Source organism: Streptomyces ipomoeae 91-03, from assembly GCF_000317595.1.
Lineage (GTDB): Bacteria > Actinomycetota > Actinomycetes > Streptomycetales > Streptomycetaceae > Streptomyces > Streptomyces ipomoeae.
The window spans coordinates 1-21,496 of sequence record NZ_AEJC01000157.1; the positions used below are offsets into that span (position 1 = coordinate 1).

The 21,496-nt window shown below is 71.6% G+C and carries 19 protein-coding genes; 6 read left to right on the forward strand and 13 right to left on the reverse strand.

Going from position 1 to position 21,496, the window contains the following annotated elements; translation table 11 throughout:
- Positions 1 to 432 (forward strand): response regulator (locus STRIP9103_RS10170; protein ID WP_009307250.1); only part of this gene is annotated, 432 nt, incomplete at its 5' end.
- A gap of 20 nt (positions 433 to 452) precedes the next feature.
- Here STRIP9103_RS10170 and STRIP9103_RS10175 read toward each other — a convergent pair.
- The 5 genes from STRIP9103_RS10175 to STRIP9103_RS10195 form a co-directional block, all read right to left on the reverse strand.
- Positions 453 to 1,331, reverse strand: coding sequence for an STM4011 family radical SAM protein (locus STRIP9103_RS10175; protein WP_048820031.1), 879 nt, complete (start codon positions 1,329 to 1,331; stop codon positions 453 to 455).
- Between the two features lie 8 nt (positions 1,332 to 1,339).
- The gene (locus STRIP9103_RS10180; protein WP_009307253.1) at positions 1,340 to 2,689 is read right to left on the reverse strand and encodes an STM4012 family radical SAM protein; all 1,350 of its coding nucleotides are present in this window, start codon (positions 2,687 to 2,689) and stop codon (positions 1,340 to 1,342) included.
- Positions 2,686 to 3,501, reverse strand: coding sequence for an STM4013/SEN3800 family hydrolase (locus STRIP9103_RS10185; RefSeq protein ID WP_048820032.1), 816 nt, complete (start codon positions 3,499 to 3,501; stop codon positions 2,686 to 2,688). Before STRIP9103_RS10185 ends, STRIP9103_RS10180 begins: the two co-directional genes overlap by 4 nt.
- 67 nt (positions 3,502 to 3,568) lie before the next feature.
- Entirely contained in the window at positions 3,569 to 4,894 is a 1,326-nt protein-coding gene (locus STRIP9103_RS10190; RefSeq protein WP_009307268.1) for an STM4014 family protein, read from the reverse strand.
- 76 nt (positions 4,895 to 4,970) lie between these two features.
- Positions 4,971 to 5,939 carry an STM4015 family protein gene (locus tag STRIP9103_RS10195; protein WP_009307237.1) on the reverse strand — a complete coding sequence of 323 codons (969 nt, stop codon included), beginning with the start codon at positions 5,937 to 5,939 and terminating at the stop codon, positions 4,971 to 4,973.
- A gap of 237 nt (positions 5,940 to 6,176) precedes the next feature.
- Here STRIP9103_RS10195 and STRIP9103_RS10200 point away from each other — a divergent pair, with 237 nt between their 5' ends.
- Together STRIP9103_RS10200 and STRIP9103_RS10205 are read left to right on the forward strand one after the other, a co-directional pair.
- Positions 6,177 to 6,503 carry a hypothetical protein gene (locus tag STRIP9103_RS10200; protein WP_009307243.1) on the forward strand — a complete coding sequence of 109 codons (327 nt, stop codon included), beginning with the start codon at positions 6,177 to 6,179 and terminating at the stop codon, positions 6,501 to 6,503.
- A 139-nt stretch (positions 6,504 to 6,642) separates the two neighbouring features.
- Positions 6,643 to 7,758, forward strand: a complete 1,116-nt coding sequence (locus STRIP9103_RS10205; protein WP_009307259.1) for a DUF6745 domain-containing protein — start codon at positions 6,643 to 6,645, stop codon at positions 7,756 to 7,758.
- A 67-nt stretch (positions 7,759 to 7,825) separates the two neighbouring features.
- Here STRIP9103_RS10205 and STRIP9103_RS10210 read toward each other — a convergent pair whose 3' ends face one another.
- Together STRIP9103_RS10210 and STRIP9103_RS10215 are read right to left on the reverse strand one after the other, a co-directional pair.
- A complete protein-coding gene (locus STRIP9103_RS10210; protein ID WP_009307235.1) occupies positions 7,826 to 8,446 on the reverse strand; it encodes an L-threonylcarbamoyladenylate synthase in 621 nt (206 codons plus the stop codon).
- Positions 8,447 to 8,660: 214 nt separating this feature from the next.
- On the reverse strand, positions 8,661 to 10,025 hold the full coding sequence (locus STRIP9103_RS10215) for an FAD-dependent oxidoreductase (protein ID WP_009307266.1): 1,365 nt from the start codon (positions 10,023 to 10,025) through the stop codon (positions 8,661 to 8,663).
- Between the two features lie 187 nt (positions 10,026 to 10,212).
- Between STRIP9103_RS10215 and STRIP9103_RS10220 the strand changes: the two genes are divergently transcribed.
- Positions 10,213 to 10,641, forward strand: coding sequence for a hypothetical protein (locus tag STRIP9103_RS10220; RefSeq protein WP_374005113.1), 429 nt, complete (start codon positions 10,213 to 10,215; stop codon positions 10,639 to 10,641).
- Positions 10,642 to 10,708: 67 nt separating this feature from the next.
- Here STRIP9103_RS10220 and STRIP9103_RS10225 read toward each other — a convergent pair whose 3' ends face one another.
- Both STRIP9103_RS10225 and STRIP9103_RS10230 read right to left on the reverse strand, forming a co-directional pair.
- Positions 10,709 to 11,692, reverse strand: coding sequence for an aldo/keto reductase (locus STRIP9103_RS10225; RefSeq protein WP_009307264.1), 984 nt, complete (start codon positions 11,690 to 11,692; stop codon positions 10,709 to 10,711).
- Positions 11,693 to 11,788: 96 nt separating this feature from the next.
- On the reverse strand, positions 11,789 to 12,754 hold the full coding sequence (locus tag STRIP9103_RS10230; RefSeq protein ID WP_009307270.1) for a DUF1152 domain-containing protein: 966 nt from the start codon (positions 12,752 to 12,754) through the stop codon (positions 11,789 to 11,791).
- Positions 12,755 to 12,939: 185 nt separating this feature from the next.
- Between STRIP9103_RS10230 and STRIP9103_RS10235 the strand changes: the two genes are divergently transcribed.
- Positions 12,940 to 13,719 carry an alpha/beta fold hydrolase gene (locus STRIP9103_RS10235; protein ID WP_009307257.1) on the forward strand — a complete coding sequence of 260 codons (780 nt, stop codon included), beginning with the start codon at positions 12,940 to 12,942 and terminating at the stop codon, positions 13,717 to 13,719.
- A gap of 33 nt (positions 13,720 to 13,752) precedes the next feature.
- On the opposite strand, the gene STRIP9103_RS10240 is transcribed toward STRIP9103_RS10235, so the two are convergent.
- The 3 genes from STRIP9103_RS10240 to STRIP9103_RS10250 form a co-directional block, all read right to left on the reverse strand.
- Entirely contained in the window at positions 13,753 to 14,538 is a 786-nt protein-coding gene (locus STRIP9103_RS10240; protein WP_009307232.1) for a hypothetical protein, read from the reverse strand.
- 123 nt (positions 14,539 to 14,661) lie between these two features.
- Positions 14,662 to 15,549: a Gfo/Idh/MocA family protein gene (locus tag STRIP9103_RS10245; RefSeq protein WP_009307240.1), complete on the reverse strand. Its 888-nt coding sequence runs from the start codon at positions 15,547 to 15,549 to the stop codon at positions 14,662 to 14,664.
- A 65-nt stretch (positions 15,550 to 15,614) separates the two neighbouring features.
- Positions 15,615 to 18,467, reverse strand: coding sequence for a SpoIIE family protein phosphatase (locus STRIP9103_RS10250; RefSeq protein ID WP_199790525.1), 2,853 nt, complete (start codon positions 18,465 to 18,467; stop codon positions 15,615 to 15,617).
- Positions 18,468 to 19,276: 809 nt separating this feature from the next.
- Between STRIP9103_RS10250 and STRIP9103_RS10255 the strand changes: the two genes are divergently transcribed.
- Positions 19,277 to 20,836 carry an outer membrane protein assembly factor BamD gene (locus STRIP9103_RS10255; protein WP_048820030.1) on the forward strand — a complete coding sequence of 520 codons (1,560 nt, stop codon included), beginning with the start codon at positions 19,277 to 19,279 and terminating at the stop codon, positions 20,834 to 20,836.
- A gap of 84 nt (positions 20,837 to 20,920) precedes the next feature.
- Here the strand turns inward: STRIP9103_RS10255 and STRIP9103_RS10260 are convergent, their stop codons facing one another.
- The gene (locus STRIP9103_RS10260) at positions 20,921 to 21,382 is read right to left on the reverse strand and encodes an SRPBCC family protein (protein WP_009307255.1); all 462 of its coding nucleotides are present in this window, start codon (positions 21,380 to 21,382) and stop codon (positions 20,921 to 20,923) included.
- Positions 21,383 to 21,496: the final 114 nt, after the last annotated feature.

Sequence of the window (21,496 nt, forward strand, 5' to 3'; positions counted from 1 at the left end):
GCCGCCCGGGAGGCCGACAGCGTCCGCGGCGCCGTCCGGCACGGCGTCGTCGACTACCTCCTCAAGCCGTTCGAGTTCGAGGACCTGCGCTCCCGGCTCCAGCGGTACGCCGCCCAGCGCGGCAGGCTGCTCACGACTGTCGTGCACAGCCAGGCCGACGTGGACCGGGTGCTGGCCGGAGCGGGGGCCGTACCCGCGGCGGCCGGCGGCCTGCCCAAGGGCATGAGCGTCGAGACCGCCGACCTCATCGAACGCACCCTGCGCGCGGCCGACGGCACCCTCTCCGCCACCGAATGCGCCACCCTCGCCGGTATCTCCCGCGTCAGCGCCCGCCGCTACCTGGAGTACTTCCACGGCACCGGCAGCGCCGAGGTGACCCTCCGCTACGGGGTGGCGGGCCGCCCGGAACGCCGGTACAGCTGGCGGATGTGAGGACCGACAGGGGCGGCTCTTCACGGGTGGCCCATGACGAGCGGCCCGCGAAGGGCCTCCTGAGTCGGTATGCGCTCCAGGACCCCGCCCGCGAACACGTCGTACAGCGGCAGCGTTTCGAGGTGGACGTAGCCGATGTGGCAGTCGCAGACGGCCAGGGGACACGGGCGCGGTGCGAGGGCCTCGCGGAAGGAGCCGTCGTAGAGGTTGCCCAGCTCGGTCCTGACGAAGTGGCAGCGGCGTACCGCTCCGTCGCCGTCGACCGACACGACCGTCGAACCGGTACGGCACGCGCGACCGGCCGAGCGGTGCGGATGGCGGCTGAAGGGGAACAAGGGGTCCAACTCGCTCCACACCGCCGCCTCTTCGTCGGTGTAGGTGTGCCCCTCGGCGGCGTTCACCCACAGGTACACCCGCTCCGGCAACTCCGCGCGCAGCCGACGCGCGTGCTCCAGATGCTCCGGCAGCCCGACGATCCCCACACTGAACCGGACCCCCGTCCCGTCCAGCCGCCGCGTCTTGTCGAGGAACCGCTCGTACGGCGTCTGCCCCGGGTGGTACGTGCACCACAGGGCCACGGTGTCCAGGTCCGCCTCGGCCAGCCACTCCGTACGGCAGCTGAGGTTGGTCTGGATCGCCACCCGGTCGATGTGCGGCTCGTGCGACAACTCCACCAGCGCCCGCCGGTACCAGGACCGCACCAGTCCCTCGCCCCATGGGGTGAAGAGCACCGAGAGCCGGTCGTCGACCTGGGCCCGCGCCCACGCGGTGAAGCGGTCCAGGGCCGCGCGGTCGGTCCGCAACTGTGCCGTCGAGTCGCGCCGCTTGGCGAACGGGCAGTACGGGCAGTCGTAGTCGCAGGAGGCGAGCGGGCCCCGGTAGAGGATCGTCAGGTCCATGGTCACCGTCACTTCAGCTCGTACTCGGCCATCGCGGCCCGTACGGCGGGGGAGAAGAACTCGGGTCCGATGGCGTCCGAGTACGCGAGCCCTTCGGCGGACAGCCGCACCAGCCCCGCGCCCGCCTCCGCCAGCCAGCCGCGTGAGGCCAGCCGCTCCAGCTCCACCGGGAAGTCGTCGTACGGGTCGGTCCCGAACCGCCGCCGGTAGTCGGCCACCGGCAACCCCTGCGCCTGGAGCAGCGATTGCAGGAGGTGGCGGCGGCGCGCCTCGTCCCCGTCGACCTTCCGGCCGTAGACGGCTCGGCTGAAGTCCTCGGTCGTCGTGTAGTCGTCGATGATCGTGCGTATCTTGCGCATGTCGACCGCGTAGTCGAACGAGTAGTGCAGCGTCGAGGTGTACGAACGGGCGCCGCAGCCCAGGCCGATCATGCCGTCGGTCTGGCAGGCGTAGTCGTCCGGGCCCTGCGGCGGGGCGTCCGTGCGACGGAACATCCGCATGGAGACCTGCTCGTAGCCATGGGCGAGGAGATGGTCGCGGCCCTCGCGGTAGCGGCGCAGCCGGGCCTCGTCCCAGTCGCGGTCCGCGTCCTCGGGGTCGGCGTGGCGGCCCAGGCCCGTCAACGGCCGTACGTACAGCGGGTAGAGGTAGATCTCCTCGGGCCGCCAGGCGAGGGCGGCGTCCAGGGACAGCCGCCAACTGGCCGCCGTCTGCCCGTCGATGCCGTAGATCAGATCGATGTTGAGGACCGGGATGCCGGTGTCACGGATCCGGGACAGCGCCGCCTCGACGTCGGCGCGCCGCTGGGGTCGTACGGCCGCCCGCGCCTCCTCCTCGACGAAGCTCTGCACGCCGAGGCTCAGCCGCGTGGTGCCCCGCTCGCCGAGGACGGCCAGCCGGTCGGCCGTCGCCGTGGCCGGGGAGGCCTCGACCGAGAGCGGGATCGCCCGCAGATCAGCGCCCATGTGCCGCTCGGCGATGTCGCACAGCCGCTCCAACTCGGCGGCCTCCAGATAGGTGGGCGTGCCACCGCCGAACGCGGCGTTCGCGAACCGCACCGGCTCCGTGTCCCCGAGCGCTTCCCGCACGGCGAGGGCCTGCCGTTCCAGGGCGTCGAGATAGCGGCCGGTCAGCCCGTCGGGAGCGCCGATCCGGGTGAACAGGTTGCAGAAGCCGCAGCGCACCTCGCAGAACGGGATGTGCGCGTACAGCGACAGGGCCTGCTTCGACTCCCCGGCCCACAGATCCGCGAGGCGAGGTCGCTCCCCCAGCTCCCGGTACGCCGTCTTGTGCGGGTAGGCGTACACATAGTGCTGGTACGGCCGGGTCGGGGTGGTGGGCAGATCGGTGACGGTCATGCGGACGGCTCCACGTGGTCCAGGAAGAAGTGGCTGTAGGGGACGGTCCACACGGCCTCGTGGCCGAGCCGGTGCCCGGTGTAGCCGTCTTCGCCGTACGTGGTCCCGTGGTCGGAGCACACGATGGCGAAGCAGCGGCGACGCGAACTCATCGCGGCGAAGAGCCGCCCGACGTGCCGGTCGACGTACTCCAGGGCCGCCGCGTGCGTGACCAGGCTGTCACCCGCCTCCCGCGTGGCGCCCGGCAGATGGAACCAGTTCGGCTGGTGCAGCGCCGAGGCGTTCAGGAACAGGAACAGCCTCCGCTCGGCGGGCAGTTCGGCCACGATCTGCTCGGCGCGGGCCACCTGGGACTCGAACGACGTCGGCGACGCCACGGAGAACCCCGGCTCCCAGTGGCTCTCCTGGAACAGCCCCGGCAGCACGTTCCCGAGCGCTCCCCGCTTGTTGAAGAAGCCGACACCGCCGACGCACACCGTGCGATAGCCGCGCTCGGCGAGGGCCGACACCAGGTCGGGGCCGTCGAAGACGAACGTGCGCCCCGCCGTCGTCTCACTCCCGGCGAACCGGCCCGCGAACAGCCGGGGATGCGGTCCGGGCGCCGCCGGGGTCGGCAGGAAGCCCGCGAACATCGCCTGGTGCGAGGCATAGGTGAAGTTGCCGGGCGCGTGCCGCTTCTCCCAGGTGCCGCCCGGCAGCTGGGCGGCCAGATTCGGCAGCCGCCCGGCCGCCGCGAGCTCCACGGCCACGTCGTAGCGGAGGGTGTCGAGGGTGAGCAGGAGCAGATCGTCGCGGCCCACGACCTCGTTCATGTCGGGCAGTGCGTCGTCGGGACGGGATGGCGTCGCCGCGACCTCGGCGGGCCGAGGAGCCCGGTCGTCAGAAGGGTGCATGGTCTTTCCTTGACTGAGGGTGGCGCGAGGCCGCCGGACCCTGAGGGTGGCGCGAGGCCGCCGGACCCTGAGGGTGGTGCGGGGCAGCCGTGGCCTGAGGGTGGCGCGAGGCCGCCGGGAGCATCTGGTTCCGTACCGCCTCGATCTGCGCCGTGTAGGTGTCCAGGCCCTCCGCCGGGCCGCCCGGCAGGCCGGTCAGCCGGGGCAGCAGGTCCCCGAAGGCGTTGACCTCGCCGACGGTGAACCGGCGCCAGCCGATCGCCGGCAGCAGATCGACCCCGACGCACAGGGTGCCCGGGAAGCAGGCCGCCGCCTGCTCACAGATGTCCAGCGCCCGCCGCCAGCGGTCGCCCGCAGCGTCGACGACCGCCCCCAGATCGCCCCGCGCCCCGCCGAGATGGAGGTTGGTCATGGGGAAACGGCTGGTGCGTACGACGGCGTGTGTGGCCCGGCCCGCCACGACCACGACCCGCAGGTCTGCGGACCTGCCCTGGGCGGACGCCTTCGGCAGCCAGCGCTCGATGTGCAGCCCGTCCGGCGCCAGGGCGTCGACGATGCCGGCGATCTCCCGCTCGTCGGTGTACCGGCGCACCCGCAGCGAGTTGTGCAGCCGCAGCGAGTTGTGGGGCCGCGGCGGCGTGCGGAGCGGCAGCGGGGTGTGGAGCCTTGCCGAGGTGTGGAGCCTCGGCGGGGCGTGGAGCCCGCCGTCCGTCGCCACCTCGACCGAGGTGGTGGCCCTGATCCGCCCGCCCGCAGCCGACTCCACGGCCAGCACGCCGGACGCGGACGAGCCGTGCGCGGGCTTCACGAAGACCCGCGGCATGCCGTGCTCCCGCATCGCCGCCCGTACGTCGTCCCAGCCGCGCACCGGCGGCACACCGCCCGACGTGGGCGACGGTGGCACCGGAACCCCCGCCGCGTCGAGCCGGGCATGGCACAGCCGCTTGTCGAACAGCACCGCCAGCTCCGCAGGATCGTCCAGCCGGACGCCGCCGCGCAGCGACCGGACGGCGTCCAGGAAACGGGCGTACCAGGTGGCCGAACCCTCCACCCGCGTGGGATCGTCCACGCCCCGCAACAGCCGGTCCACCCCGGCGTTCTCACCGGGCGAGTCCAGCCGTACGACCTCGTCGTCGGCGAACTCGTGGCCGCCGTCACGCAGGACGTCCCGCCACTCGACGACACGCGGCGTACCGACGCCGGCGGCCTCGGCCGCCGCGACGAACAGCCCGACCCGCCGGTTCTCCCCGTTGCCGACGACCACCCATCTGTACGGGCCGGGCTCCGCATCCCCGCCGGTCCCACCGGACACACTGACCCCCTCACCTCGAATTCCCCCGTTGCCCCGCGACCGCGTGGCTCTGTACTTCGTACGACCGGTCGCGGTACTACTCGCCGACCGCGACGAAGCGCCACACCGTGCCGTCCTCCTCCTCGTCCGACTCGGCGTCGTCGGGGTCGACGTCGACCTGGACGCCCGCGGCCTCCAGGGAGTCCCGGAGACGGTCGCGTATCGGCGCGCTGAGGTAGTTGTGGTGCAGGTCCAGCGTGGTGAGGTGGGTGAGGGGCTGGCCGGTGAGCAGCGCGGTCGCGCCGTCGTCGGTCAGGACGCCCATCGACACGTCGAGGGCGTCGAGGCGGGCCACCACCGGGGCGGAGGCCAGCGCCGCACAGATGTCGTCCTGCATCTCGCTGTTGCGCAGCGCCAGGTGCTTGAGGGCCGGCAGCCGGGTGCCCGCGAGGATCGGCGCGAGGTCGGCCACCTCGGAGTCGCCGCCGTACTCGGAGGTGCCCAGCCACAGGTCCAGATGGACGAGGGCCGGCAGATCACTGGTCGCCACACCCCGCACCACCTCGGCGGGCATGCCACCGGTCTCCACCGTCAGCTTCCGCAGCCGCTCATGACGCAGCTCGGGGAAGACGAGCCCGTTGCCGCCGCGCACACCGAACTCCTCCAGCTCCGTGAAGGTCTTCAGCAGCGGACCCACATCGCCCTGGTTGATCCAGGAGATCTCGCACTCCTCCATCACGATGTCGCCGAGGAACAGGGCGCGCAGCGCGGGCAGCCGGTCCTTGGCCGCCACCAGCGCCTCGATCACCGGCTCGGGCCCGCTGTCGTACGCGTCGCTCCAGGCGCCCACGATCAGCGCCCGCACCTTCGTGGTGTCGACGGCGGCGAGGAACCGGGCGAAGGCCTCCTCCCACGCCTCCTCGCTCTCGTACGACCCCACGGCGACCCGCCAGGCCACCGACTCGGGAGCCGGCAGATGCCTCGCGCCCTCCGGGCTCTTCACCGAGTCGGGGAAGTCGACGACCCGCAGGTTGTGGAAGTCCCGCAAGTGGTCCCCGATGGTCATGTGTGCCCGCCCCTTCGTCCATGTCGATGGGTGTGACCCGTGCCCGTGCACGAGTCCGCCCGTTGAACACCCGCACCGCACAGCGCTGTCGGGTACGGGAGTTCTACCAAGCCCCACTGACAACGTGATCGGCGGACCCCCGTCCCTGTGGACGGAGGCCGCCCGCGGGGTGATTGTCAGTGGCTGCCTCTACCGTCCTTTCCGTGGCACAGCGAGTGCCCGACGGGAGGGAGAACCGTGTACCGGCAAGGAGACGTCCTCATCGTGCCGCTGGCGGAGAGCGCCGTGCCCGACAGCGCACATGACGCCACGTCGGAGCCGCGCGACGGGCGCGGCAGGCTCGTCCTCGCCCTCGGCGAGGTCACCGGACACGCCCATGCCGTGGTCGGCCCGGGCCGGCTCATCCGCGAGGCGAGCGTGTTCGGGCCGATGCTGCTGCACGTGCCGGACGGCGCCCGGGTCGTCCACGAGGAACACGCGGCCATCTCCCTGCCGAAGGGCTGGTACCGGGTCATACGCCAGCGCGAGTACGTCCCGGGCTCGGTACGGGTCGTCGCGGACTGACACCACGCCGACACCGCGGCGGACATGGAAACCGCCCGCGTGCCGCCACCGGGGGAGGGCACGCGGCGGCGAACGGACGGCGGCCGTGGCGTACGGCGGCCGATGGCACAGGACGACTTGGCGATCCAGGAGGAACGGCGTGACGGAACAGGCGACTTGGCGTGCGGTGGCGGCGGCCACGGGACCGGGCGACCGGGCACGGACCGAGGCGGGCATACGGCTCGCCTACCGGCGGGCGGGGCTGCCGGAGCCCGCGCGGATCGTGTGGGCCCGCTCGCCGCTGGAGGCGGTACGCCTGCTGTCGGGGGCGCCGGCCGAGGACGGCGAGACTCTGCCGGAGACCGGCCCGAGCGTCCGCGACGCCGTGCGCAACGGCCCCATCGCCGCCGAACGCGACCGGCTGCACACCGGACTGGGCCCCACGGGCTGGAGCGACCACTGGCGTGCCACGGGCGCCGACCTCTGGGAGACCACCCGCCCGCTCGTCGACCGCGTCCGCACCGGCATCGTCGAGGCCCTGGCCCCCGACGACCGCAAGGAGGAGACACGCATCCGCCTCCTTCTCCTGGACGCCGTCCTCGGCCAGCACGAAGCGGCATGGCTGACCGCCTTCGACACCACCCCCGACACACCCACCCTCGACACGTCCACGCCCGACACGACCTCCGACGCGCCTGCCGCGAACAACGCCGACCCCGACCCCGACCCCGAGCCCGTCCTCGACGGACTCACCGAGGTGGCCCGTACGGCGGGCTGGTGGTGGCCGTACGAGAACGTGGCGGTGGTCTCCGAACGGCCCACGCAGCTCCACCGGGACGAGGCGGGCCGGCTGGACCGCGGTGACGGCCCCGCGCTCGCCTACTCCGACGGCTTCGCGCTGCACGCCTGGCGCGGGCTGCCCGTACCCGGTGAGTTCCTCGACCGGCTCGGCGCGCTGACGGCCGAGCAGATCCGGAACGAGGAGAACGCCGAGCTGCGCCGCGTGATGCTGGAGTACTACGGCTACGACCGCTATCTGGAGGAGTCCGGGGCCAAGCCGGTGCACCGCGACGAGACGGGTGTGCTCTGGCGCATAGCCCTGCCCGGCGACGAGGACGTGGTGATGGTGGAGGTCGTCAACTCCACCCCGGAGCCGGACGGCACGAGCCGCACGTACTGGCTCCGGGTGCCGCCCACGACGACCACGGCCCGTGAGGGCGTGGCCTGGACGTTCGGCCTGAGCGCGGAGGCGTATGAACCGCTGCGCCAGACCTGAGCCGACGCCGGCTCGGCGGTGCGAGCTCGTCGGTGCGAGAGGGGGAGCATGGCTCCCTCGGGCACTCTCACTCGAACCGGGAGGTGTCCCCGGCGCCCTTGCGGATGATCTCGGCCTCGCCGCTGGAGAAGTCGATGACGGTGGTCGGCTCCGTGCCGCAGTCCCCGGAGTCCACCACGGCGTCGACCTGGTGGTCGAGGCGCTCCTTGATCTCCCAGCCCTGCGTCAACGGCTCCTCCTCGTCGGGAAGCAGCAGCGTGCTGGAGACGAGCGGCTCGCCGAGCTCGGCGAGCAGGGCCTGGGCCACCCGGTGGTCGGGGATGCGCACACCGACGGTGCGTTTCTTCGGGTGGAGCAGTTTGCGGGGCACCTCCCTGGTCGCGGGGAGGATGAAGGTGTAGCTGCCGGGCGTCGACGCCTTCACGGCGCGGAACACGTCGTTGTCGACGTGCACGAACTGGCCCAGCTGCGCGAAGTTCTCGCACACGAGGGTGAAGTGGTGACGGTCGTCGAGCTGCCGGATGGTCCGAATCCGCTCGATCCCGTCCCGGCTGCCCAGCTGACACCCCAGAGCGAAACAGGAGTCCGTCGGATACACGATGAGCGCACCGTCCCGCACACTGTCGGCCACTTGCCCGATGGCACGCGGCTGAGGATTGTCGGGATGCACGTCGAAGTACTTGGCCATCTGCCGAGCTTATGCCTCCGAGCGGCCCGCGCCTCTCGATGGGGCCGCAGGCCCCGAAACCGGGCGCGGGCCGCTGGGGCCGCAGGCCCCAAAGGGGCGCGGGGCGGTGTCCATCTGCGGCTCCGCCGCGTGGGCGCGACCAGCCACGACGAAACCCGCGGCTTCAAACCGGCCCGCAGCCCCCGAACCCAACCCGGCGCCCCGAGCGGAGCGCCTACGCCCCGCTCTCCCGGAGCATGTCCTCCCGCTCCACGATCTTCACCCGCTCACGGCCCTGGGGCTCGCCCAGCGCCTTCTCGGCGGCGTCCAGCTTGTACCAGCCCTCCCACGTCGTGAAGCGCACGTTCCGCTCCGCGAGGAAGGCGTCCACGGCCTCGGGGGCCGGGGCGCTGGGCTCGTGCAGACGTCCGCCCGCGAAGTCGTCCAGCAGATTGGCGACCGTCTCGTTGGCGTCGCCCTTGGTGTGCCCGATGAGACCCACCGGACCGCGCCGGATCCAGCCGGTGACGTACGTCGACTGCAGATGCTCGCCGGACTCCTGGATGACCCGGCCGCCTTCGTCCGGCACGGTGCCCGACTCGATGTCCCAGGGCAGCTTGGGCAGCTTGTCGGAGAGGTAGCCGACCGCGCGGTAGATCGCGGTGACGTCCCAGTCCTTGAACTCGCCGGTGCCCTTGACGTTGCCGGTGCCGTCGAGGGCGGTGCGCTCGGTGCGCAGGCCGACGACCTTGCCGTCCTCGCCGAGGATCTCGGTCGGGGACTCGAAGAAGTGCAGGAACAGCTTGTGCGGGCGCTCGCCGATGTCGCGGATCGCCCAGTTCTCCAGGGTCTTGGCGACCATGTCGGCCTGCTTGTTGCCGCGACGGGTCGCGATGGAGCCCTCGTCGTAGTCGATGTCCTCGGGGTCGACGATGACCTCGATGTTGGGGGAGTGGTCCAGCTCCCGCAGCTCCATCGGGGAGAACTTCGCCTGCGCCGGGCCGCGGCGGCCGAAGACATGGATCTCCAGCGCCTTGTTGGCCTTCAGACCGTCGTAGACGTTCTGCGGGATCTCCGTCGGCAGCAGCTCGTCGGCCGTCTTGGCGAGGATGCGCGCCACGTCGAGCGCGACGTTGCCGACGCCGAGGACGGCGACCTTCTCGGCCTCCAGCGGCCAGGTGCGCGGGACGTCCGGGTGGCCGTCGTACCAGGAGACGAAGTCGGCCGCGCCGTACGAGCCGTCGAGGTCGATGCCCGGGATGTCGAGCGCGCGGTCCGCCATGGCGCCCGTGGAGAAGATCACGGCGTCGTAGAAGGCGCGCAGATCGTCGAGGTTGATGTCCGTCGGGTAGTCGACGTTGCCGAAGAGGCGGATCTGCGGCTTGTCGAGCACCTGGTGCAGGGCGGTGATGATGCCCTTGATGCGGGGGTGGTCGGGGGCCACGCCGTAACGGATCAGTCCGAACGGGGCGGGCATCCGCTCGAAGATGTCGATGGAGACACCGGGCTCGGTGGCCACGTCGGACTTAAGCAGCGCGTCGGCGGCGTAGATCCCGGCGGGACCGGCTCCGACAATGGCTACCCGCAGAGGGCGGGGCATGTTCAGGTTCCCTTCGAGTGGAGGAAAGCGACTCGCCGGCAACCCTAAACTAAGGTAACCCTTACCAGGTACGGGGGTCGGGTCTATGACCTCATAAGTCGATCTTATGCCATGAGGGGGCCCTGCTTTGTGCCGTGCCTTGTGCCGCGATGTGTTTGCCCGCGCGGTGAACGGCAACGCGATTCCCATGAGTCGAACGAACAGGGACCCCAAGGAGAACACCGAGTCCGCCGAGACGGCAGCGGCCAAGGCCCGGCGGGCCACCGACAAGGCGACGGCCCCGGCCACCGGGACCGCGAAGACGGCCGCGATCAAGGCGAATGGCGCGGCGTCGGCCGCACAGGCCGGTGCCGGACGAGCCGCCGACACCACGAGCAGCGCCGTGCACAGCGCGGTCAAGGGCGTCGAGGCGGGCCGTCAGGCAGTCGTCCAGGCCTCCGGCCAGGTCGCGGCCACCGCCAGGACGGCCATGACCGTCATCGCTCACCGCAAGATCGTCGCCGCGGGCGTCGGCGCGGGCCTGACCGCCCTCACCGCCGCCTCCTACGTCGCAGGCCGTCGTGCCGAGCGCCATGTGCGCGGTCCACTCACCCGGCTCACGGGCGGACGCATCTGACTGTGTCGACGCACGCCCTCCGGGCCCGGGACGGGTGAACCGGCCCCGGCCCGGGGGACCGTAGCGCCTACCAGCGGCCTTCCACCTGGTCCTTGATCCGGCGGTCGTACAGCTCGCGGATCGCGGTGAGCGTTTCGTCGGACAGCGGCGGCAGCGCGGCGGCGGCCGAGTTGGCATGGGCCTGTTCCGGGGTGCGGGCGCCCGGGATCACGGTGGTGACGCCCGGCTGCTGGATGATCCAGCGCAGCGCCGACTGGGCCGGGGTGAACCCCTCCGGGGTGAGCGCGGCGAACTCGACCGCGGCCTCGACGCCCGTCTCGTAGTCGACGCCCGAGAAGGTCTCGCCCTGGTCGAAGGACTCGCCGTGCCGGTTGTACGTGCGGTGGTCGTTCTCGGGGAAGACCGTGTCCTTGGTGTACTTGCCCGACAGCAGCCCGGAGGCCAGCGGAACGCGGGCGATGATCGCGACGCCCGCCTCCTCGGCCGCCGGGAGCACCTCCAGGAGCGGCTTCATACGGAACGGGTTGAGGATGATCTGGACGCTCGCCACACCCGGCCGGGCGATCGCCGTCAGCGCCTCGGCGCAGGTCTCCACGCTCACGCCGTACGCGGCGACGCGCTCCTCCGCGACGAGCGTGTCCAGCGCGTCGAACACCTCGTCCGACGAGTAGACCGGCGTGGGCGGGCAGTGCAGCTGGACCAGGTCGAGGCGGTCGACGCCGAGGTTGCGACGGGACCGGTCGTTCCAGGCGCGGAAGTTGTCCAGGACGTAGTTCTGCGGGATCTGCTCCACACGGCGGCCCATCTTCGTCGCGACGAAGACATCGAGGTCGGGCCTGCCGCGCAGGAACGTCGCGATGGTCTGTTCGCTGCGGCCGTCCCCGTAGACGTCGGCCGTGTCGAAGAAGGTCACCCCCGACTCGACCGCCGCCTCCAGCACCTTCTGGGCTTCCTTGTCGTCGACGTCTCCCCAGTCGGCGCCCAGCTGCCATGTGCCGAGACCGACGACGGACGCCTGCTGACCCGACCTACCGAATGCGCGTTCTTCCATGCGGCCAGTCTGTCATCCGCCGACGGTCCGCGATCATTGAGGGAATCCGATCGATCAGTCGCGGAAGTCGACCGATCAGTGCGGGAAACCGCCCGATCAGTGCGGGAAGGCACGCGGCGGGCGCTGCCGGGGCAGCTCGTCCCGGAACTCGGCGATGATCGAGCTGATCTGCCGGGTGAGCGCGGTCTTCTCCAGCCGGTCGAGGTAGAGGTTGCGGCGGGCGAGACCGACCGCGTCCACGCAGAAGTACAGGGCCATCAGCGGGTTGATGAACAGCTCGCCGCCCCGCGTCCGCTCGGTGAAGTGGACGTCGCCGAAGTCGCCGCGCACTGCCGCCGCGACGGAACCGTTGACGATGCTCGGGTGGTCCGGCGTGCACTGTTGGGCGTGCGCCACGGCGTCCAGGTACAGCGCCCCCTCGCGGCTGTCGCGCGGCAGCGAGAAGGCGCCCAGGTAGGCGCCGTCCCGGTCCAGTGCCGCCAGGTTCTCCAGGACCAGCGAGTGGTTGACGCCGTGGTGGGCGTCGACCCCGAAGCCCAGGCAGGCCACCAGCCGTTGCGGGACCTCGTCCAGTCCGGCGACGGCGCCCAGGCTGGCCATGTCCTCCTCCGGGGTGCCGAGCCCGTGCTCGTCACCGCGCATCAGGATGTCGGTCCCGCCGTCGACCAGCACGATGGCGTCGACCCCGCCGAGGTGGTCCATGAGCGCGCGGTAGGCGTCCCGGAGCGGTGCGACACCCGTGCGCGAGAGCGCGTACACCGTGGAGGGCATCCGGTGCAGGGCGAGCCACTGGGCGAGCGTGCGCTCGGGGAAGTAGTCGCCGCGCGAGGTCGTCTCGGGGCCGATGGCCGCGACGTCCCGTTCCACCCAGACCTCCAGGTCCAAACCGTACAGATCGGCGAAGGAGAGATTCGCGAGATGCACCTGCTTGCCCGCCGAGCGCAGGGCGAGCGCCAGCGGCAGACCGGCGTAGACGTCGAAACCACCACCGGCACCGGCGACGAGTATCCGCTCGGCGTCGTTCAATCGCGTGAAGAGCGCGGGCTGTTGAAGGGAGAACACCGGGGGAAGCTAGCAGGGGCGCCGGCGGAGGACCCCCGATTTTCATGCCACACACTGAAGTCTCTCCGGCCGCACGCTGCGCTTCCTCGGCGGACGACGGTGACGCGGGGCCCGACGGCCGGTTACCGTACCCGGCAGTAACCGGCCGGATCGGGCCGTGCCGGAACGCATCGCAGGAGGCCCCCATGCCGCAGCTCGAAGTCGACGGCGCGACCCTGGCGTACGACGACGAGGGCCCCCGCGACGGCGGCGTGCCCCTGGTGTTCGTCCACGGCTGGACCGCGAACCGGCACCGCTGGGACCATCAGGTGGCGCACTTCGCGGAGAAGCGCCGGGTGATCCGGATGGACCTGCGCGGACACGGCGAGAGCAGCGGCGCCGGGGTGCGCACCATCGACGAACTGACCAAGGACGTCCTCGCCCTCCTCGATCACCTGAAGATCGAACGCTTTGTCGTCGTCGGCCACTCCATGGGCGGCATGATCGCCCAGACCATCGCCCTCACCCACCCGGACCGGGTCGAACGCATGGTGCTGGTCGCCTCGATCAGCCGCATGGCGTACAGCCGAGGCCGTGGCCTGCTCATGGCGGCCTCCACCCGCGTCCCCTACCGACTCTTCGTCGCCGCCAACATCCAGCGCGCCTTCGCCCCCGGCCACCCCCGCGAGGAGATACGCGAGTACATCCGGGCCTCCGCCGCCACCCCGCGCGAGGTCGTCATGACCCTCTACGGTGCCATGCGGGCCTTCGACGTCCTCGACCGTGTCCCCGAGATCCGCACCCCCACCCTGATCGTCCACGGCTACCACGACATCCAGCTCCCCCTTGCCCAGGCCCTGCGCATCGCCAAGTCCCACCCCGACGCCGTCCTGCGCATCCTGGACGCCGGCCATGAACTCCCGGTGGAGAAGCCGGCCGAACTGACCGCCACCCTCGACGCGTTCCTCACCGGCACCCGCGACTGAGCCCCGGCGCATGGGAAGCGGCCGGGGCGGCGGTCACGTCGCCTCGCTGGAGCGCGGCTCCGCCCTGCCACGGGAACCCCCGAGGGAACGGAACCACCCGAGCACCGCACCCACCACCGCACGCGTCCTCGGCAGGCGGTCGATGTCGGCGGCGAGAGAGAGGGCCGCGCCGGTCCAGGCGAAACCGAAGGACCAGACGGAGAACCATTCGCACAGGTAGAGCGGGGTGATCAGCCAGTCGTCACCCACGCCGGTGGCTGCCGCCGTGACGGCCAGGGCCATGAAGACGAGAATCAGGACACCGGCGACCAGGTACGGGAGGCGTACGTACTCGCGCTCCTCCAGGCCCGGCGCCCGGTACATGAGGAGGCAGAAGGCGGCCATCGCCAGCAACAGGGCGGCGGCGAACACGAAGTGGAGCACGGCGACCGGCGACTCGGTCGCGTCGGCGCCGGGCGGCGAGGTCGGGAAGAGGGCGACGCCGAGGGCACAGCAGCCGGCGATGGTGCCCATGATGTCGTTGAGTTTGTTGAAGCGATAAATGATCAGGAAGATCCCGAGCGCGCACAGCGCGCCGACGAAGATGTCGCGCGTACTGGTGTAGTACGAGCCGCTCATGGACCCCGGCCAGGCGTCTTCCCCGCTGTGGCCGTCCAGCCGCGCCGCGATCCAGTTGCCGAGCGGCAGCGCCAGGGGAAGCAGGACACCGATGATCCCGACCCCCAGGCGCAGCCGCATGACCGTACGCGCGTCCTGATCCCGCTGTCCTGCCGCCACCCTGTCCCGCAGGGGCACGGTGGTGGTCCCGTCTGCGCTCACGAGCACCTCCTCACCGAAACGCGCCGTACATACGACATGCGCGCTGCGCAGGTGTGCCCGCCACCGGACGATGTCCGGATACGGTCGAACCCAAACCCGAACGCGGCCTGCGAGTCGAGCGTGTCAGCCGCTCAACTTCCCCTCGGCGGTGGCGAGTACCTCCGTCACCCGCAGCGCGAACGCGGCGTCGCACGGATGCGGATCGCCGGTACGCACGGCGGCCAACAGGGCGTCCGCGGCCCGGCCCAGAGCCGATACGGCGCCGTCGGAGGACGCGGGCAACACAGTCGTCCCGGTCCGGCCGCGCAACTCGACCGTGGCGCCGGAGGCCGCGGGCGGGGCGGTGAGGCTGAGCGTCACCGTGCTCGACGCACCGCCGGTGTGTGCGAGGACCAGGTGGACCGTGTCAGCGGGGCCACGCACGGCGGCGGCCACCTGCTCCACGTCCCCGAGAACCGGCAGCAGCAGCGACAGGGCGTGCGGGCCGACATCCCACAGGCCCCCCTTCTCCCGCCGCCACGGCGACGCCGCGAAGGGACTGTCGCTGTCGCCGTCGAACAGTGAGCCCAGCCACTCCGCACGGCCGGTGAACCAGCCCTCGGCGGCGGCCTGTTCGGTGATCCACGCATCGACGGCCGGCTGGAAACGGGAGGTGAAGAAGACCACGGAGGCGACGCCGGCCTCCTCGACCGCCTCGACGACGGCCCGCCCCTCCTCCACGTCTATGGAGAGCGGCTTGTCCAGCAGCAGATGACGGCCCGCCCGCGCGGCACGCACCGCCAACGGCGCCTGGATCGAGGGCGGCAGCGCCACCGCCACCGCGTCCACATCGGCGAACAACGCGTCGACGTCCTCGTACACGGACACCCCGCCGTGCCGGTCGGCCAGTGCCTTCGCAGCCTCGGGACGCCTGCCCCACACCCCGACGAAGTCCAGCTCCTGATGTGCGCTCAGCGCGGGGGCATAGGCCATGTCGGCCCACGGTCCTGTTCCGAGCAGTCCGATACGCATGCCGCGGTGGTCTCCTAACGCGTCGTGAACCGATGTCCCTCAGGACCGTGCCTGTTCGCCGCCCTTCAGGACAGGGTCTGCTCGGTCCAGATGGTCTTGCCGGTGGGGGAGTAGCGGGTGCCCCAGCGCTGGGTGAGCTGGGCGATCAGATAGAGGCCGCGCCCGCCCTCGTCGGTCGTGGCGGCGTACCGCAGATGGGGCGAGGTGTGGCTGCCGTCGGTGACCTCGCAGATCAGGTTGCGGTCGTGGATGAGCCGGACATGGATCGGCCCGCTGCCGTACCGGATGGCGTTGGTGACCAGTTCGCTGAGGATCAGCTCGGTGGTGAACACCGCCTCGTCCAGGCCCCATGCGGTCAGCTGCCGGGTGGCCTCGGAGCGGGCGCGGGCGACGGCCGCGGGATCGGCGGGTACCTCCCAGTCGAGGACACGGCCGGCGTCGAGCGCACGGGTCCGGGCGACGATCAGCGCTATGTCGTCGCTCGCCCGGCTCGGCGGCAGCGCGTCCAGTACTGCCTGACAGGTGCCCTGCGGTGAGGGGTCGGCCCCGGCCAGCGCGGCGCGCAGCAGCTCCAGGCCGTCGTCTATGTCCCGGCCCCGGTCCTCCACGAGCCCGTCGGTGTACAGCACCAGCCGGCTGCCCTCGGCCAGGTCGAGCTCGACCGTCTCGAACGGCAGCCCACCGAGTCCGAGCGGCGGACCCGCCGGTACCTCAGGGAAGTCGACGGAGCCGTCGGGCCCGGCCACCGCGAGCGGCGGATGGCCGGCCCGGGCCACGGTGCAGCGCCGCGACACCGGGTCGTAGATCGCGTAGAGACAGGTCGCCCCGGTGATCGGGGCGGTGTCGTCCGCCGCCTCGTCCTGGTCGATACGGCTGACCATCTCGTCCAGGAGCCCCAGGATCTCGTCCGGCGGCAGATCCAGGGCGGAGAAGTTGTGCACGGCGGTGCGCAGCCGTCCCATCGTGGCCGCGGCGTGCAGTCCGTGGCCGACGACATCGCCGACGACGACCGCGACCCGGCTGCCGGACAGCGGCAGTACGTCGAACCAGTCCCCGCCGACCCCGGCCTGCGCGGGCAGATACCGGTAGGCCACGTCCAGGGCGCTCTGCTCGGGGAGGCTGCGCGGCAGCAGACTGCGCTGCAGCGTCACGGCCATGGTGTGCTCGCGCGTGTAGCGCCGCGCGTTGTCGATGGAGACCGCGGCCCGGGCCACGAGCTCCTCGGCGAGCGCCACCTCCTCCAGGTCGAACGGCTCGGGCTTCTCCGAGCGCCAGAAGTTCGCGACCCCCATCACCAGATGGCCCACCCGCAACGGCACGGTGATCAGCGAGTGGATGCCGTACTCGACGACCTGCGCCGCCCGCTCCAGGTCCTGCGCCCGCCAGCCGGGCGAGCTGCTGAGGTCGGTCTCCAGGATCGAGCGGCCGCTGACGACCTGCGCCGCCCGCTCCAGGTCCTGTGCCCGCCAGCCGGGCGAGCTGCTGAGGTCGGTCTCCAGGATCGAGAGGCCGCTGTGGACGCTGCGGGCCTGCGGCGAGGAGTCCACCAGGACTATCTCCTCGCCCACCTTGTACAGCGGGGCGTCCTTGCGGATCCCGCAGAACGCCGTACGGCGCAGCGTGGTCGCCGACTCCGGCTCGTCGCCGCTGAACGCCGCCGGGGCCAGGTCCACGGTGACGAAGTCCGCGAACCGGGGGACGGCCACCTCCGCCAGCTCCTCGGCGGTACGGGTCACGTCCAGACTGGTGCCGACGCCCACCCCGGCGTCGTACAGCAGCTTCAGACGCTCCCGGGCCGCTTCCGCCCGCCCGGACAGGGCGCGCAGCTCGGTGGAGTCGCGGAGCGTGGCGACGCTGCCGGACGGCCGGCCCTGGAGATCGGTGGGCCGCTGGTTGACCGCGAGGAGGCGGTCGCCCACCAGATGCACCTCGTCGTTGGCGACCCGCCCCGAGGCCAGCAGTTCGGCCATGTGCGGCTCCAGGCCGAGGGCGGCGACGTCCTGGCCCTGGGCGTCCTCGGGCAGATCCAGCAGACGGTGCGCCTCGTCGTTGGCGAGCAGCAGCCGGCCCCCGCCGCCGACGATGATCACGCCCTCGCGTACGGCGTGCAGGACCGCGTCGTGGTGCTCGTACATGCGGGTCATCTCGGACGGCCCCAGGCCGTGGGTCTGCCGCAGCAGCCTTCTGCTGACGAGTGCCGTCCCCGCCGTGGCGAGGAGGAGGGCCGCCGCCGCGGCGGCCAGCAGGAGGGGCAGCTGCCGGTCGGCGACCCCACCCACGTTCTCGGTGGTGATGCCGGCCGAGACGAGGCCCACCACCTTCCCGTCGGGATCCTTGACCGGCACCACGGCCTGCACCAGCGGCCCGAGCGTCCCGTTCACCTTCTCGGTGAAGGACTCGCCGGCCAGCGCCGGTGCGAGGGTGCCGACGAACTTCTTTCCTATGCGGTCCGTCTTGGGGTGGGTGTAGCGGATCCCGTCGGTGTTCATCACCACGACGAAGTCCACCCCGGACCCGGTCCGGGCGGCCTCGGCCCTCGGCTGGAGCACCGCCGTCGGATCGGGGCTGCTCAGCGCCTCGCGGACGCCCGGCGCGTTGGCGAACGTCTCGGCCACGGCGAGCGAACGGTTCTCGGCCTCCTTGGCGCTGTCGCTGCGGACCTGCAGTACCAGGGCGACCACGGCCGCCACGACCAGTACCAGCACGATCACCACTTGCAGCAGGAACACCTGCCCGGCGACGCTCCGCCCGCCCAGCGCCGCCCGCAGCCCCCCGAGCGGGTGCCACGGTGGGCCCTGTTCCCGGCCGTCCGCCGATCCGTGCGACACCCGCCGGGCGCGCTCGCCCCGGCCGTGCGCGCGCCGACCGTGGGGACGGCGGGTCGACGCATGCCGAGATCGACCCAGGAGACGGACCATGAGCCCATGTCTACACTGCCCCGCGTCCGGAGGCGAGAGGGGGTCACACACTGTGACAGCCGGTGTCCCGGCCCGTACGGTGCGGGGTCGCCGGTCAGCGCTGCGGCCTCTCATGACGTGCTGCTTCCCATGAGATCGCTGAGAAATTCGCGAGTCGCTCGAACACATCGGGATCCAGATCCGCACGAGGGCGGGGTTTTCCCTGCGCCACGATGGACTGTCCGGACGCCGGCGACGATCTGACGGAGGTGCCCGACGGGGCACGGGCCGAGGGCCGACGACAGCGGCGGCGAGGCCGTGACCGACCGGCGGACCCCGTCCGCGAACGCCCCGTCCACCGTGGGCCGGACCGGATCCCAGTCGGCGGCGGGGGATCTCGCCGACACCCGGACTTCGAACCGCTGACCCCGGGCCGACCCTTTGTACCGCTGACCCCGGACCCCCTCCGCAACATGGCGGAGGGGTCCCGGCGGCCATGACCGTGGCGCGGCTGGGCTCCGCCCGGGAACCGCCGCGGCCGTCATCACGCTCACCCGCGCGGACCTCGTACGCCGGCCCCGGCCCCTGAACCGGAGTCAGGGAACGCCCAGTTCGCCGCCCGCCCCGGGCGGTGACCGGGGCCGGCTCATCGGGCGTACGATCTACCCCCTCCGGCCACCGCCGCGGCGGTGGTCACGAATGGTCATCGATCTTCTCCCACCCACCGGAATCACCTGTCGTGGCTGCCGGTTTCGGCCGTACACTGACAATTCGCAAGGATGCGGGTGGAGTTGACGGGGGGACCCGACTTGTCCGGAGATCAGTACGGCATGAGAGACCAGGACGGCTGGAGCCACAGTTTCGTGGCGCCACCGATGCCGACGGCACCGCCGCCCGGTCCGGTGGACGTCTGGCGGGCGGTCGGGGTGGGGCTGCTCAACCTCAGCGGTCTGGGCCTCGGCTACGCCCTCATACGCAAGCCGCTGCTGACCCTGCTGTGCTGGGTGGCCACCGGCATCCTGCTGTTCACGGTGCTGCCGACCGACCCCGACGGTATTTCGGGCACCACCCTCACCGTCTACGGCCTGTTCCTGGTCCTCGTCGCCCTCCACGGCGCCGTGCTGGGCGTACGCCACCGGCTGGTGTGGCCCGGCCGGTCCCCCCTCGCGGTCCTGCTCGGCGTGCTGCTCCTCGGCCTCCCGGTCGTGGGCGGTCTGCTCTACGAGAGCGCGCGGCAGGAAGCCGTCGAGGAGATGCTTCTGGACCGCCTGGAGAAGGCCGACGACCTCGTGCGGAAGGCCTCCGGCGAGTCCTTCGGCTCGACCCGGTCCGAGTACGGCAGGGCCCTCGACGCCTACGACGCCCTCAGCACCGACCACCCCGACTCCCGTGCGGCGAAGCAGGTCCCGGACCGGCTGAAGACCTTCTACACCACGGTCGGCGCCCCCTACGAGGAGCAGGAGTACTGCGACGCGATAGCGCCGCTCGAATATCTGCGTGACGTCCCGCAGAAGGTGAGCAGGAAGGACCTCGGCTCCCTGGCCGGCTGGCCCGACGACCGGCTCGCCACCTCCCTGTACGAGTGCGCCTCCGACAGCCTGGCGAGCGGTACGTCCGGCTGGCAGGACCAGTTCAGCGACCTCCTCACCACGTTCCCCGACTCGGAGCAGGCGGCGAAGGTCGAACCCGACGTCAAGGCGGCCGTCGACAAGGCGGTCAAGGCCGTGGGCGGCGACGACCCGTGCACCGCCGTGGAGAAGCTGAAGACGCTCGGCTCCGAGGTCAAGGCACTGCCGGGTGAGGAGGCGGGCCTGGCCGACGCCCTCGCCGCCGACGCCGGACGGGCCGAGGACTCCGCCTCCGCGGGCGTCTACACCTGTGGCGTGGACCAGTACAGGGACGGCGACTTCGCCGAGGCGGTGACGTCGATGAACGAGTTCGTCGACGCCAACAAGAACCACAAGAACGCGCCCCTCGCGAAGAAGATCGCGATCGCCGCCGAGGTCGCCCAGGAGGTTCCGGAGGCGGGCAAGAAGCTGCCCACGATGCGTTCCGGCGGAAGCATCACGGTCACGGTCAAGAACGACAGCCCGGACGACATCCAGGTCATGTACACCGGCCCGGTGACCGGCACCTTCAGCCTGAAGGGCTGCGGCAGCTGCACCAGCTACGACTGGAGCCGCACGCTGGACCCCAACTTCAAGCCGTGCAACGGCGACAAGAACTACCCGCAGCGCACGATCAGCCTGCCCGTCGGCACCACGTACTTCCTGCACAAGCCGAAGGGCGCCAACGCCGACAGCCCGGCCTCGGACACGGCCAAGCTCCAGTCCGGCTACATCTACACGGAGTGCGCCTACACGACCACCGGCTTCGGCCTGAACTCGTGAGGCCCTGGGTTCCTGAAGCTCTGCCCTGAAGCTCTGGGTTCCTGACGCCCGCGGGGAGGGCGACGGAGGGTCGCCAGGGGCGGCTCAGCCCCTGCGGCCCTCCACCCAGGCCGCGACATCGTCGAGGTCCCTGGCGACGGCCTTGCTCACCGAGCGGGCGCCGACACCGCCGAGGACCTTGGCGAGCAGCCCGGCGACGGCACCGGTCGGCACGGCCGTGAACGTCATCCGGACCGTTGTCGCCGGGCCGTCGGGCCGCAGCACCCACTCCGAGACGTAGTGGCTGCCGTGGGACTCGGCCTCCACCACATACCGCTCGGGCGGCTCGCTCTCGGTCACCCACATCTCCTCGGTGGCGTCCTTGCCGAACATCCGCCGGGTCTCCCGCCACCGGGCGCCCACCCCGAAGCCCCCTTCCGTGAGGACCTCGACCTTCGCCACACCGCTGACCATCCGCTCCATACCGCCGAGGTCCGTCAGGGCCTCCCACACCCGCCCCTGAGACGCGGACACCCGCCGCTCGACGACGACACTTCTGCTGGTCATGCCTCTCATGAAACCACCGGGCTCCGACACCCGCCGCACGACGGCCGCCGCATGGGCCACCGGAAAAGTTGCGTAGGCGGACTGCGTAGTTCTACGGACGTCAGCGCGGACGGA